This window comes from Bremerella alba (genome assembly GCF_013618625.1).
Lineage (GTDB): Bacteria > Planctomycetota > Planctomycetia > Pirellulales > Pirellulaceae > Bremerella > Bremerella alba.
On the sequence record NZ_JABRWO010000002.1, the window covers coordinates 290781 to 305234 of the forward strand.

13 protein-coding genes and 1 riboswitch are annotated in these 14454 nt (G+C 54.2%); of the genes, 1 reads left to right on the forward strand and 12 read right to left on the reverse strand.

Annotated features, from left to right (window positions below; translation table 11 throughout):
- A complete protein-coding gene (locus tag HOV93_RS04325) occupies positions 1-621 on the reverse strand; it encodes a sigma-70 family RNA polymerase sigma factor (RefSeq protein WP_207395235.1) in 621 nt (206 codons plus the stop codon).
- Between the two features lie 199 nt (positions 622-820).
- Between HOV93_RS04325 and HOV93_RS04330 the strand changes: the two genes are divergently transcribed.
- Entirely contained in the window at positions 821-2257 is a 1437-nt protein-coding gene (locus tag HOV93_RS04330; RefSeq protein WP_207395236.1) for a hypothetical protein, read from the forward strand.
- Positions 2258-2261: 4 nt separating this feature from the next.
- Here the strand turns inward: HOV93_RS04330 and HOV93_RS04335 are convergent, their stop codons facing one another.
- The 11 genes from HOV93_RS04335 to HOV93_RS04385 all read right to left on the reverse strand — a co-directional run bounded on the left by HOV93_RS04335 (position 2262) and on the right by HOV93_RS04385 (position 14045).
- A complete protein-coding gene (locus HOV93_RS04335; RefSeq protein WP_207395237.1) occupies positions 2262-3317 on the reverse strand; it encodes a tetratricopeptide repeat protein in 1056 nt (351 codons plus the stop codon).
- Between the two features lie 205 nt (positions 3318-3522).
- Positions 3523-4050 carry a hypothetical protein gene (locus HOV93_RS04340; protein WP_207395238.1) on the reverse strand — a complete coding sequence of 176 codons (528 nt, stop codon included), beginning with the start codon at positions 4048-4050 and terminating at the stop codon, positions 3523-3525.
- A 159-nt stretch (positions 4051-4209) separates the two neighbouring features.
- Entirely contained in the window at positions 4210-5172 is a 963-nt protein-coding gene (locus HOV93_RS04345) for a type II secretion system F family protein (RefSeq protein ID WP_207395239.1), read from the reverse strand.
- A 7-nt stretch (positions 5173-5179) separates the two neighbouring features.
- Positions 5180-6145 carry a type II secretion system F family protein gene (locus HOV93_RS04350; RefSeq protein WP_207395240.1) on the reverse strand — a complete coding sequence of 322 codons (966 nt, stop codon included), beginning with the start codon at positions 6143-6145 and terminating at the stop codon, positions 5180-5182.
- A gap of 26 nt (positions 6146-6171) precedes the next feature.
- Complete coding sequence (locus tag HOV93_RS04355) at positions 6172-7491, reverse strand: CpaF family protein (protein WP_207395241.1); 1320 nt, start codon at positions 7489-7491, stop codon at positions 6172-6174.
- A gap of 510 nt (positions 7492-8001) precedes the next feature.
- Entirely contained in the window at positions 8002-9249 is a 1248-nt protein-coding gene (locus tag HOV93_RS04360) for a nucleotide-binding protein (RefSeq protein ID WP_207395242.1), read from the reverse strand.
- 95 nt (positions 9250-9344) lie between these two features.
- Positions 9345-10985, reverse strand: coding sequence for a type II and III secretion system protein family protein (locus tag HOV93_RS04365; protein ID WP_207395243.1), 1641 nt, complete (start codon positions 10983-10985; stop codon positions 9345-9347).
- 60 nt (positions 10986-11045) lie between these two features.
- Positions 11046-12230: a Flp pilus assembly protein CpaB gene (gene cpaB, locus HOV93_RS04370; protein WP_207395244.1), complete on the reverse strand. Its 1185-nt coding sequence runs from the start codon at positions 12228-12230 to the stop codon at positions 11046-11048.
- 189 nt (positions 12231-12419) lie between these two features.
- Positions 12420-12794, reverse strand: a complete 375-nt coding sequence (locus tag HOV93_RS04375) for a pilus assembly protein (RefSeq protein WP_315853342.1) — start codon at positions 12792-12794, stop codon at positions 12420-12422.
- Between the two features lie 140 nt (positions 12795-12934).
- Positions 12935-13501 (reverse strand): A24 family peptidase, encoded by a 567-nt coding sequence (locus HOV93_RS04380; protein ID WP_207395246.1) that lies wholly within the window; start codon positions 13499-13501, stop codon positions 12935-12937.
- A gap of 343 nt (positions 13502-13844) precedes the next feature.
- Positions 13845-14045: a Flp family type IVb pilin gene (locus HOV93_RS04385; protein WP_105359717.1), complete on the reverse strand. Its 201-nt coding sequence runs from the start codon at positions 14043-14045 to the stop codon at positions 13845-13847.
- Between the two features lie 182 nt (positions 14046-14227).
- Positions 14228-14305, reverse strand: a riboswitch (cyclic di-GMP riboswitch).
- Positions 14306-14454: the final 149 nt, after the last annotated feature.

Genomic DNA, 14454 nt, shown 5'->3' on the forward strand with positions numbered 1-14454 from the left:
TTAGTATCCGCTATTCATGTGCGGATCCAACAGAGTTTTTAATGCTTGCCGCGCTCGGTGCAGCCGCGTCTTGACGGCTGAAATACTCATGTCGAGTCGGGACGCGGTTTCCTCGGTACTTAATTGTTCGATGTCACGAAGCAGCAAAACGGTTCGGTAACTTTCCGGCAATTCTTCAATTTGCTGGCGAACCAGATCGCGTGTCTCGCGACTTTGGACAGCCGTATCAAAGGTAACAGCCCAGGAAGGCTCTGCCCGATCGCGATGTCCGTCCGATGAAAAGTAGGGGAGCAAATCCTCTACCGGCTTTTCAGGTTTTCGCTTTTTGGTGCGTAACTTCATCAAACAGGCATTGACCACAATTCGATGCAGCCAGGTCGAAAGCTTCGAGTTTCCCTCGAAGTTTGCGATCGCCCTAAATGCTGACAGAAACGCATCTTGCACCGCATCTTGAGCATCTTGGTCTTGCCCCAGAAAACGTTTGGCTACAACCAGCATACGACCGCTATAAGCACGAACCAAATATTCGTACGCGTCGTCTTCTTGCCGCTGAAGTGCCTGGATAAGCTCTTCTTCGGATTTCCAGGCGCTTGTCGGCAGTTCTGATCCGGTGCTGTCCATAATCGCCAAAAATACCAGATGCCATCTTGCTCGTCTACGTTCCAATATTGTGACTTATTCCGCGCAACATGCGAGACTCCTTGACATTCAAGCCGGTAATAGGACTTGAATTCTTCGTTCGTGGCTGCCAGAGTTAAATCTTGGGGCAGGCATGGCAATTTGAGGATTCTCTCCACCTATCCTGGGGGTGTGGTCACTCGTGCGATTATTTTCGGTAACGCTCGCCATCCTATTGCTGGGAATCGGGAATGCGCTGTTTTGCCCATCCCTTCTGGCCGGGAACCTCCATTTTTCGATCGGCAGCGCTGAAATAACTCCGAAAGTCGATTCGACGCAAGCTGTCTGGATGGCTGGCTATTATCCCGGACGTGCCGCCACGAGCGTTCACGACCCTCTCTTTGCCCGCGGAATGCTACTGTCGGATGGAAATACGAAAATCGCGATCGTCAGTCTGGATTTGATTGGATGGTCGTACCCCTCCACACTCAATATCCGCGAAAGACTTCCCGAAATTGACTTCGTGGTGATCTGTTCGACTCATAATCACGAAGGGCCAGATACGATCGGTATTTGGGGTGAATCGTTCATCAAACGGGGCGTCGACGAAAAATACAACGCACATGTCGAGAGAACCGTCGTGCGGCTCATCAAGTCGCTGAATCAATCTCAACAACCGGTGTCGGTTGAGTTCGCCAAAATCGATCGTCCCGATCTCGTTCAAGATTCGCGACAACCGATCGTTATCGACCCGACCATTCGAGCCCTCCGGTTCCGCTCGCAGATCGACGGAACCACGCTGGGGCTATTAGTTCAAGGGACGACGCATCCTGAATCGCTCGGAGACAGCAATACGGCCATCACCGCCGATTTTCCGTGTTACACCCAAAAGCGGTTACAGCAGCGATTCCACTGCCCGACCGTCTATGTGAGTGGTGCGATCGGAGGACTCATGGCACCACCTGAAGTTGGAATCGTCGACCACAACGGTTCGCCTGTGCGATTAACGACGTTTGCCTATGCCGAGGCCTATGGCAACGCGGTCGCTGATTCCGTGGCCCAGGCACTTCAGAGTGGCCAATCGATGGAACTCACGCCCTTTCGTATCTATCGCAAAGAAGTAGCCATCCCGATCGATAATCCACTGTATCGTCTGGCACGATCGTTGAATGTCATCCGTCGCATCAGCTACGAGTGGACGGGCCAGCCGGAAAGCTGGGGGCAACCGGTCACCCGTGACTTTCGCCCCGAACGCGCAGCAGCAGTTACCGAGGTATCACTGCTTCAACTAGGAGACCTAACGGTTCTCGGAATCCCCGGTGAACTTTATCCTGAACTGGTCACCGGACAGATACCCAGTCCAGCGGCCGAGAACGTCGACTATCCCGACGCACCACAGGAACCCCATATCGACCAACTGTTAGGGGATGCCCCCTATCTGATGCTGGGTTTGGCCAACGACGAAATCGGCTACATCCTTCCCAAACGGCAGTGGGATCGAGAGCCACCCTATGCCTATGGGCGGGGTGCGCCGCAGTATGGAGAGATCAACAGCTGCAGCTATGAAGTGGGACCAATCATCATGAACGCCTTTTCCGAACTACGCCAGCGAGCGGAATCGCCCGCCGGCGAGCCGTAAGCGCTTAGCGAACCGGCGGCAGTAGTCGCGGCGGTTCCTGCTCCGGAGCTGGTGGAATCTTAGCAGACTGCGATGGAATCACTACCGGCGAAGACTTCTTCTCGCGAGGCTGATCGCTAATGAACATGGTATTCGATTTGGGCGCAGGGGCCGTCCGTGGTCCAGGTCCGGCAATCTGTTCGCCTTGAAGTCTCTGCAACATGTCGGCGGCCTGCGTCAGCGAAGCGTCTTGCTGTAGTGCAGCCTCGAAATTTGCAACGGCACCTTGATGATCTCCCTTGCGATAAAGCAAGAAGCCTAGATTAAAATGCCCCTTCGCTTTGCCATGGGCATAAACAAGCTGCGAGAGGGCCTCGTCAGCGCGGCCGGCATCTACGAGCACCATCGCCATGTTGTTGCGATAACGTGGATCTTCCGGGGCACCAAGGGTCGCTTGATGGAACTTGGCCATCGCTTCGTCCTTGCGGCCCATGCGTGCCAAACATAATCCCATGTCGTTGCAGATGGTCGGATCTTTCGGATGATCCTTGTCAGCCATTTCGTAGATTACTAACGACTCGTCCAGCCGCTGCGTGCGATGCAGCAAGCGGGCATAGCTGAGTTGCGTCAGGCGACTGTTGGGAAACTTTTCCAGGCACTGCTTGTACTGGCGTTCAGCACCGTCGAAGTTGTTTGAGTTTTCCATCATCCGAGCGGCGCTCAGATAGACGTTGGCGTTGATTTCGTCCGGCATATTGGAAAGGCTGATCGGATCGTTCTCGAACTTCGGCTCCCGAGGCTCTGGCGTGAAGAAGCCTGAGATCGAATCCCCTGCTTTCTTGAAGGCCGAGCTGATCGAGCCGGAGCCCTCAGACTGATCGGAGTCGCTGAACTGAATCAGACGGAACGAGCTTTTCTCTTCGCTATCGGTTGCGATCGGCTTGTCCCGGTTGATCGGTCGCGGGCGATCCGCCCCCATCCCCATCGAAGGTGCAAGCAATAGACCTTGCAGGGCCAAGCCTGTGCAGATCAGGTCGCGTCCGCAGGATATCCAAGCGAGTTTTGCGGTTTTCTTTTGCATCGATCCCTTGCAGGGCCCCATTAGGGCCAATGCCTCCATGCACTGAGTTGGGTCGGCCGCAGGCACCCCGCTAGCAAAAGGGGGCCTGCAATGAATAGTCTCCATTCATTGCATCGGCATTTTGTTCCTGCTTCTCAAGCAATTTGCGCAAACCGTGTGCGTGATAAGAGGTCACGCACAGATATATTGCAAAGCTCTGCCCGTATTATTCGGCGAATGCTGGCAGACGTGGTGCAGGGATCGAGGAACGCTCGCGACGCCAGACGTCGTCGATGTAGTCTGCCGCACGACCTGTGGGCTGATCAGGGCTCACGTAGATGGCCGTTGCATCTGGGTTTCCGACCATCTCGGTCAGTCCAGCTTTGACAGCGACGATGCGAGCTTGCGTTTCCTGCTGGGTCAGACCTTGCATGACGAAAATGTCGCGCCGTCCTTCCGCGTTCATTAGAATCGAGCGAATCTTCATCGATCCGGCCCGTGTAAGCTCGCCGGTCTCTTGATCGAAGTAATGATCGCTGAGAGTATTTTGCAGGCGAATACCGGTAGCAGTCATCTGCGTGTAGTAGTTGTAAACCGAAGCACGGTCTTGTTCCGCAAAGGGGGATGGCCAGCACTTGTTACGGCCGTAATCCAAGTGGGCGCGGTCCCAAAATTCGTTCCATCCCGCCTGGCTGACGGAGCAGAGCAACAGGGTTGCCAAAACGGATTGGGTAAAGAGGGTGCCGATCTTCATGCGTGGCCGCCTTCCGTGGGTTCTCGCTGGTCGCTACGCCCCTGCTGACCGAGGGCGCAAAGGTTCATTCCGTGGTAGCATCGGCCATTGAGCGGCCAAGCCAACACTACCGAAGGCTTGGCCCATACGACTCGTAGAATCGTCAAACTTTACTTAGCCCTACGAGTTCGCTGCCATCATCGGTAGCATCTCGCGAACCACGGTGATCGCGGCCGGGCCGACCAGCACCACAAAGATGCCGGGGAAGATGAAGAACACCAGCGGGAAGATCATCTTCACAGCTGTTTTAGCGGCCTTCTCTTCGGCGATCTGACGACGACGCGTTCGCATGGCGTCACTCTGCACGCGAAGTGCCTGAGCGATACTCGAACCAAACTTGTCTGCTTGAATCAAAATCGCGGCAAGCGAGCGGAGATCTTCCACGCCGGTTCGTCCGCCGAGTTCGTGAAGCACATCCACGCGAGCTCGTCCCATTTGCAACTGAAAGTTGCACATGCCGAACTCTTCGGCGATCACGCGATACGTCTTCTTCATTTCCTCGGCCACACGTCGCATGGCCTGATCGAGTCCGAGTCCTGCTTCGACACAAACGACCATCAAGTCGAGTGCATCGGGCAGACCGCGAAAGATTTGCTCTTTCCGTGTCTTACCCAAATACCAAAGGCCAAGCTCAGGCAGGTAAAAGCAGAACCCCAAGACAAGGGCCGCCTTTAAAATTCCGAACAGAGAGAAATCACCCAGGACAAAGAACGTACCACCGCCGAGGACCAGGCCCGCAATCAATCCGGCGAATTTCAAGCCTAAGAAAGTAGTTGGCGCGGCTTCGCTGCGAAAACCAGCATGCGAAAGCTTGTCCTTCAGTTTGGTCGCGTCCTTCTGGTTGGTAGGCTGCAAAGGTTTAGCCAAGGAAGGCGTGGTCTTCTCCAACACCTTCCCAAGTGTACTTCCCTTGGCCGTTTTTTCATCACCGCGTTTGTAAGGATCTTTCAATCCGTCCAGGCGGTCTTCCGCACGGCTTTTTTCTTTCATAAGCATATCCGCGAGGAAATATATTCCCGCCGCGAACAAACCGAATACGCTTACCGCAATGATCAAAACGCCATTGGTACCGGAATCAAACATGGCTTGGTTACACCTTGATATCGATAATCTTTTGAATCACCCAGGCACCAATCAATTGCATGACGATGGCACCAGCCAACATTTTTTGCCCGAGGGGATCTGTAAACAGAGTCATTACGTAGGTCGGGTTCAAATACCACATGACGGCAAACAGTGCCGGCGGCATACCCAACAAAACGATGCCAGAGATTCGACCTTCTCCGGTGAGGGCCTGTATTTGTCCGAATAGTTCCATGCGTTGTCGCACGAGTCGGCCGATCTTGTCGAGAATTTCGGCCAAGTCACCGCCCGTCTGACGTTGCAAGATCACCGCGGTCCCGAAGAACTTAAGGTCGAGGTTGGGAACGCGTTCGGTCATATCCACGATCGCGTCTTCCAAGGTCACACCAAGGTTTTGCGATTCAAACACCTTTCGGAACTCGCCTCCGATGGGATCGAGCATCTCTTCGCTTACCAAGTGAAAGCCAGCTCCCAGGCTATGACCAGCACGCAAAGCGCGAGCAATCAGTTCCAAGGCGTCCGGCAGTTGGTTGCCAAACTTAGCGAGACGCTTCCCTCGTTTGAACCAAATGTAGGTCAAAGGGATGATGCTCAGAATGACGGCCAGGACCGGTCCGATGTAGAACGGCAATCCCAAGAGGAACGGCACAACAGCCCCTGCACCTGCCAAACCTGCGGTCAAGAGGATAAAGTTGGAAACAGATGTCTCCATGGCGGCCTGGTCAAGGTACAACCGCAAGTTGAAGTACTTGGCGATGTATGCTTCGAGCGCGCCACCGTCCGAGTCGGAAACTCGCGTGATGCCCCCCCCTTGCTGCTCGCCTTTGCCACCTTCGGCCACTCCTTTGCCGGTCAGGATTTCGAGGCGACTCTCGATTTCAAGGTTGCTGTCCCCTCGAAACAGAATCGCGACGGCGCCGACCAAGGTGGCCACACCTACGAATACCGTAATGAGTACTATTAGCGTCAACATGATCGCTTCTCTAATCAGTAACGGGGTTAGTCTTCGAGCATTACACGTTCACGGAAGGCGCTGGCCGGCAAGCGAACGCCTGCCGATTCAAGTCGTTCCATGAAATTGGGGCGAACACCGGTCGAGATGAAGCGGCCACGTGCACGGCCTGTTTCATCAATCCCAGATTGCTCGTAACGATAGATATCTTGCATGACGACCGTTTCCTGCTCCATGCCGATCACTTCCGTGATGTGGGTCACGCGTCGCGGACCACCTTGCAAACGGTTGGACTGAATAATCAGATCGACCGCGCTGGCAATTTGCTGACGCATGGCCTTGACCGGAAGTTCAAAGCCGGACATCGAAATGAGTGTTTCGATACGGGCAATCGCGTCACGTGGAGTATTGGAGTGAATCGTGGTCATCGAACCTTCGTGACCCGTATTCATGGCCTGAAGCATGTCGAGCGTTTCGGCACCACGACACTCACCGATGATGATTCGTTCAGGACGCATACGCAGGGCATTTTTCACCAGGTCGGTCGCGGTGACACCACCCTTGCTTTCAACGTTTGGCGGGCGAGTTTCCAACCGCACGACGTGGTCCTGCTGCAATTGAAGTTCCGCTGCGTCTTCGATCGTGACGATACGCTCGGCGCCGTTGATGAAGCTTGAAAGCGTGTTCAGCAGGGTCGTCTTACCAGAACCGGTACCACCCGAGATGATAATATTCAGACGGGCCTTGATAGCCCCTTCTAGCAGCATCACCATTTCAGGTGTGAATGCTTTGTAGTTTAAAAGGTCTTCCAACTTCAGTGGATTGGAACCAAACCGACGAATAGAAACCGCCGCTCCATCAAGGGCAAGCGGCGGAATGATTGCGTTAAAACGCGACCCGTCAGGGAGACGCGCGTCGACCATCGGGCAGGTTTCGTCGACGCGCCGGCCTACCTTCGATACGATACGGTCAATGATTTGCAGGAGATGTTCGTTGTCGCGAAACTTGACGCTGCTCAGTTCGAGCTTGCCACCTTTTTCGCAGTAGATCTGATGCGGACCATTGATCAGAATATCGCTGATCCCATGATCCTTCAGAAGAAGTTCGAGTGGGCCCAAACCGAACGTTTCATCGAGAACTTCTTCAATCAGACGTTCACGTTCGGTGCGATTGAGCAGGGTTTCTTCTGTATCGCACAGGTGCTCGACCACCAGGCGAATCTCTCGTCGCAGGACATCCCCTTCCAACTCGCCGATCTTCGAGAGATCGAGCTTATCGACAAGTTTGCCGTGGATCTTACGCTTAAGGTTCTCGAATTCCGCTTGTTTCGAGTTCGATGCCTTGGGATCCGTTGCCGCTGATCGCATGATCCGATTCCTTCGTCTTCTGAAATGCTGCCTAGGACGCTCTTACCGCTTTGTCTCTGCTCCTTTTGCCGCAGCCAAACGCATCGACCGTTAAAATCGCGTCAATGCAATCTTCGAGCGATGGATGGGGCTACCTAAGGAGACAAGGGCCGTGCCAAGCGAGGCTAGGTTACGGTCCCTGAAAACATAGCTCACGTAAAGTTGCGCGAGAGGAAGGAACTTACGAAATTGGCAAACCGTACGGGATGCGCGGTCGCTATAAGCTTCGCGGATTGCAAGAGATAATCCACGCGTGTTGATGCGGCGATTCGTTTCGACCGCTCAAGAGATCGTGCTGCGGTCTCGTTTTGTGGGACCAGCATGGGCGAAGCCGAAACGCTTCCGATGGACTAATACTGTTTAGAATAGATTCTTACCAATGGCTTTAGGCCGTAAACATTAGCCGCTTGTCGCCTGCGGCGACTCAGAAATAAGTTCCTGAGTCACCCATTGTTTGGCTTGGGGTAGGAGCTACTCCGCTGGCTGAGCTTCCGATTCTTCTGGCTTTGCGACCTTTTCCCCCTTCGAAGAAAGGAAACCAAACCAGCGGCCAATTCCCGATTTACCGCCGGCGTTCTTCTTCGAGCCATCGCCTGACAACGACTCGGCCAACCCTACCAACGCTTGAGTAATGCCGGCCCGCGGAGCCTGCTCGATCAACGGCACGCCATTGTTGCGGACCTCGACCATGACGCGGTACTCGTTAGGAATCTGCCAGTAAATCTCGCTACCGATCGTTTCCTGGGCCTTCTTCAGGCTGATCTCTCCGTTGTCCAAACCAACGCGGTTAACGATCACCCGGGTCTTTTCCTTCAGCCCGTCTATCTCGCTGAAGCTCATCATCAGCCGAACCACGTTTCGCAGGCAAGGCAGATCCAACTGGATGGTCATCAGGTTGATGTTCGCTTCCTGCATCGCCACGATATCGAGCGAAGAATACGACTTCGATGTATCGATGATCAGGTGGGTGAAGGTCGCCTTCATTAGTCCGATGACTCGTGACAAGTCGTCGGGACTGATCGGAGCTTCTTCCTGTAACTGAACCGGCCGAGGCAGTAAGTAAAGCCCGCTGCTATGCCGCGTTAACGAACGTTTGAGTAAATTGAAGTCGAGCCGTTTGATGTTCTGAGCGACGTCCAACAACGTGTAATCTGGAATGGTATCCAGAAACACATCGCTATCTCCCAGGGCCAAATCGAGGTCGATCAGAGCGACGTTATTGCCCTCTTGCGCGGCAAGGATACAACCCAAGTTGACGGCCATACTTGTAGAGCCTACGCCCCCGGTGGCACCACAGACGGTGATCACCTTACAACCGCGTGACTTCGTATCGCCTTTGCCAAATCGGTGGTGACCGATTCGTTCCAGGGCGCTAACCAAGTCTTCGATGTCCAGCGGCTGCGTGAGAAACTCTTTCGCGCCAGCACGCATTGCTTTAAGAATCAGCTGACCATCGCTAGAACCACTGATAACCAGGATGCTACATTCAGGTGTGTTTTCGTGCACCTCACGAATGAGGCGGATTGCCTTTTCTGGATCGGAATCGAGCGATACGATACCAATGTCTGGATTCGTCTGGCCAACGACATCGGCGAAAAACTCGTAACGCGAGCATTCGGCTTCCAGCCAAACAATGTCCATCCCCAGAAGTGTCGATTTTAACGATTCTCGCGATGAGTCCTTCGGATCGACTAGGGCGACTCGTAATACATTGCTCATAGCGATACGTACTTTCCTGACACGTCACTTAATAATACGAAAAGAATTCCCTCACGGCTTTGAGGGAATTCTAGTACGCAAAAGACGCGTTCGTGCTAAAAATCGAGCGTATCATAACCCGATGGACCAATCATCGACGGCATCGGCCCTGATGGCTGAGCCGGTCTTGCTGATTGAGCGGAAGAAGCCCGTACGCCTGGGTTAGGCTGGATCGATACCGGTGATGATCTTCGTCCCGAAGGAGTGTGTACACCTCGCATCTGCGTGTTCGTCTCGAACTGCGGAGCCGAAGTTGAAGTCGGTGCCGGCACTTCCATAAGTGGGGCGCCCGATTCAATCATCTCCCCTTCGATCATAGAAGGACCAGTCGGGCCAATCATGCCGGTTTCATAGGAATTTGGACCGCAGTTAGGAACTTCCATGTACCCTCGCCAGTACAGCTCGGTATCGTTGAGCGGACCACTCGATGTCCCCGGCAACGCACATGGCTCTTCGCCTGGATTGAGCGGGCCGACCAATTCTGGCGTGACGATGATCAGCAGTTCGACTTCGTTGCGACGATCAACCACACGGCGGAAAGCAGCTCCGGCCCACGGCAGGTCAGCCAGGTAAGGAATCCCGCGGTTTTCAGTTTCGATCTTTTCCTGAATCAAACCAGCCAACGCAAACGTCTGACCGGCCTTCATTTCGACGGCCGTATCGACCCAACGAGTACGGAAACCAGGCGTTCCGTCCACTGCCAGGCTACGGTCGACTTCGCTGACCAGCGGACGAACTTCCAGGCGAATATTGCCGTTGCCCAGCACGATCGGCACCACGTCGACGCGGGTACCAAATTCCTTGAACTCGATCGAGGTCGTACCCAAGCCGGAAGCAACCTGAATCGGCACTTCACCACCCGACAGGAAGCTGGCTGGACGACCGCTCATGGCGTTGATCGTTGGTTCTGAAAGCAATTTGGCCAAGTTGTTCTGACGCAATGCTTCCACGAACCCGAAGAACGAGCTGTTGTTACCGATCACGCCGAAAGTAACCGTTTCAGCACCGGCGGTCGCTACCGAGGCACCGTTTTCGGCGACGCTGGAGATAATTCCGCTGACACTTTGAACGACGTAATCGTTACCGGCGACAGCAGCCCAGTCGAAGCCCATCGTTCGCAGCTTGGTTCGCGAGACTTCATAGACTTTCACTTTCAGCATCACTTGCTGAACGCCACCCACGGTGATGTTGTTGATCACTTTTGGGTAGTAGTCTTCAGCCATCTGCACGATGCGGTTGATCGCGTCAGGCCGATCCACAAAGCCGGATAGTACCACGCTGCTGGCCAGCGGACGAACTTTAAGCGAGGCATTCGGAAATTCGCTTTCCAGAAGCATCTGCAGTTCTCGTCCGTCGCCAATAACGATGACGTCGATGGTAGAGATCGTGCCATCTTCGGCCCATAGGTTCACCTGCGTGACACCTGGCTTCAAAGCCGAAACCTGAATCTTGTTCGGAGACAGGGGTGTCAACCGAATCAGATCTGGGTTGTTGACCTGTGCCTTGGGGATCTTTTCATCCAAGGTAAAGATGCGGCTGGAGTTAACAATCATCTCCAGTCGCTGATTTGGACTGGCGACCTGAAAGTTGACGCCGGGGGCCTCGTTCTGAGCCTGAACGCTTCCGCCCAATGCGGACAGCGCGATCAAGGCTGCGGTCGTGACAAGTTGTCGCGCGAAGCGGTACTTGGTAATCATCCGTGATCTTCCTTGCGCCGAAATTAAGATTTCCCAATCCGTGGAAAAATCTGGACGTGTTTAGGCGTCGTCCGGTCCATAGTCTGTGTCCGACCCCGCTGGCATGGAGTCACTGTCTCTATCGCTAGGTTGCGTATCCATGCCGTCTGTGGAGTCAGGATCCACAGGCTGCGATGGCTGACCGACCGAGCCTGGTGGCATGGCCGGCGGCATTGTAGGCATCGACGTTCGCATCGTGCTGGCTCGGCTTGAAGACGAGCCTGGGCTCACTTCGAGCGGCAGTTCTTCGTTCTCACCAAACTCAAAGCGACGCACTCCATCCGGGCTGAGCAAATCCATTGTCCATTCCGGTTCCGCTGCAGCAGGCATAGCGCCCACCGTTGGCGAAGTGAGAGCTGCTTGCGAGTTCTTCAGGAAGTCGAGGAATCCACCACCTGAGGGCTTCTTATCTTGGGCAACGGCCGGTTGCTTCGGTTGCTGATCGTCCATGTCGGGATCAGCGTTCTCAGTGATACCCAGCAGTTCCGAGATCGTCGCGTCGTCGGTCGTGCCCGCTTCGTCATCGCCCGTTTCATCTGGCGGACGCAGCGACAAGCTCAAGCTTCCCAATCGCGAGGCAAGCACGAGGATCTCGACCTGCTTCGGGGTCACCAACAGCGAAACGGTCTTAGCGGCAATCGAGTTGCCCTGAGAGTCGGTTTCGCGATGAATTTGTTCGTTGACAGCAAACACACGGCAGTTCGTGAGAATGGTGCGCGTCATTTGCTTCTTTTGGTTGCGATTGTTCTGGTTCGTCACTTGCAGATAAACCAGCACATCAACGCGGTCGCCAGGCAGAATCAAGCCGGAAGCCGAGCTTTCAGCTGTCACCCGAACCGAGTGGACGCGATACCCTTTGGGAATCAATTTGGAAGCACCATGGTCTTCTTCCGATCCGAAGAGCTTGCCTTCGAGGATGACTTCGCCGGCGAACAGACGCGAACGAGGGCGACGCTCTTCAACGTTCTCCAGTTCACGAATTGCTCCTTCGGGAATCTTATCCGCAGGCCATGGTTCCAGCTTGATCATCTCTGGCGAGATCTTCTCGTTGATGTCGATGTCCTCGAGCGCAACGAAGATGTTCTCCATTTCGACTTGAGGTACCGGCTGAGCCGATTGCTGCTCGAGCACCTGACTGATGCCTATCGAGGCAACGAGCCCGCACCCGAGTGCGATGATGATCAGTATGAGTGATTTCGGACGCATGTGCTTTTCCTTAGTTCAGCTAGCCTCCCTGCCGGTGACGTTGCTAGCTCCTCAGGCCCCTGTTATCGCGATTGCGACGTATGGGGTTTCATCGGGACGCCGTTGTCAGAAGGTCACAAGTAACGTTCTGAGTCGGACGATCAATGCGTTTGTCAATTTCCGAACAATCGGTATAAATTGCATCAACGATCATTGAACGGTTTCTCTTCGCATCGAGGTCTTCGCTTCTAAGGTTGTCGATCCCAAGTACATTGGAGACGGCAACCAGCTGACCTCTGAAAACGGAATTTGTATCGTGACTGTCACGGCTCCACCAAACCCAGCGTTCTCGGGAGGGTCTGGAGATACAATGACATCGGCAGCGCCACTATCTACCGCTGCCGAATCGAGGAAGTCGTTTACCGCCGAGACAACCACGGCGGTAGTCGCTCCTTCCAAGACAGCTCGTCGAGCACCTTCGCGTGACGCGTTGGTTATCACTTGCTGCACCATCACCATGCGACCGTACTCAATCATTCCGAATATCAGCAGGAAAAAGAGCGGAGCCACAATGGCAAACTCCACGACCGCCGCCCCTGACCGTTTCAATCGGAATAACCGGCACCCCTTATCAAGATGGAAATGTTGAGGACGCAAAGTCCTCTTCATTTCTCCCAGATTAACTGAGTCGGTTGCGCAGTCTGTGCATGCAGCAGGTGTTAGGCTCATACAAGCAGTCCCATCCAGAGGAAGTAACCAATAGTTCCGATGGCAATCGGAATACCGTAAGGGAGCAGCAGCATCGAAGACTTTCGGTCTGCTGCGATGCTCGAAAGCTGGTTCGGATCACGAATTGTCATGATCTCGTTCAGAATAATTCGAGCGTTATCCGAGTGCTTCTTCCAGGCTTTGCGAACGGCAACCATACCGACCGCTAGAACCGCACCGACAATTGCCGAGATGCAGAACGCATAGAAGGTGTGGGTGCCATGCATCCAGGCCCCAACGCCGGCCAAGAGCTTCACGTCGCCGGCACCCATGCCACCGATCGAATAGGCTGGAAGCAGCAGAAGCAGACCGACGACGGTCCCTAGCAAACTCCAACCAAGTCCTTCCAATCCAAATGCGCAGAAGCTGTAAACCCAGCCGCTAGCAACAAAGGGGAAGGTGATCCAATTAGGAACCTTTAATTCAAAACCGTCGATGACAGCGGCCAGAATCAAGGTAAAGGTGACGACCCAAACAGGCCAATTTTCCGCAATTGATTCCGCCAAGCTTACAAAAAGATCCATGACTTTCTCCTCACCTCGCGCGTCTTATGCGAGGCCGACCACTAAATGCGCAAATACAGGGATACCACGACATGTTTCCGGCAGCACTGCCAGCAGGCTCCGGCACAAAACAGTAGCTCACCCTGGCAGCCATGAAGCCACAAAGGTCTGTTTTTTCGCCGATTTCTGCCTATCCGGAAAAGGTTTCCACAGCGCGGTATTCATTGATCCCGCTATAACCGGGCTAACCTGAAAAAAGAGAAAAGCCCCGTAGGTCCCCGTATAGGGCGCCCCGGGGCTTTCCAAGTGTTTCAAGAAAAAACGCGTGAGCCACCTAGGCACACGCGTCTTCTGGCTAGGCGGCTTATACCGCACCACCAGTGGTGTTAGCAGTTTGCATGTCCGTACCGATCTTGGTGAACGTAGCGTTCGCCTGGGTACCGATCGCTTGAATCGCGGTCAGACATACGATGACGATCAGAGCCAGCATCACGGCATATTCAACCGCGGTGGGACCGTCTTCGGATACTAGAAAGTTCTGTACCTTCTGGATGAGACCTTGCATGAGAATTCTCCAACGTTGCCTAAAATCGGCAAAATACTAAGGATGCTTACTACCGCTGTTCAACCATGGCGAATCCATCCCGCCGGTCTGCAAAAACTCGGTTGAATGCGGCCCTCTAAAGTAATGCCTCAGTCCCATACACAGCCATCAGGAAGTGGACGATAAGCGTCCGTGGTCAACCCTTCGGCAGCCCGGCTACCACATGAAAGTGGTCCTTGGCTTTGCGTCCTGGCCTCACGACCAGTTTGCCTTTGTCGGGGGACATTGGCGGCAGACCATTGCCCGCACACCGGGAAACTCGGTCCCTATAAAGGTTTTGATGAGTTTCAGATGAGACGAGTAATGTCCGGCAACGAATCCTGTTGCCATCCAGGTTGTGCGACGCACTCCCTGAACACCTGAAACCTAT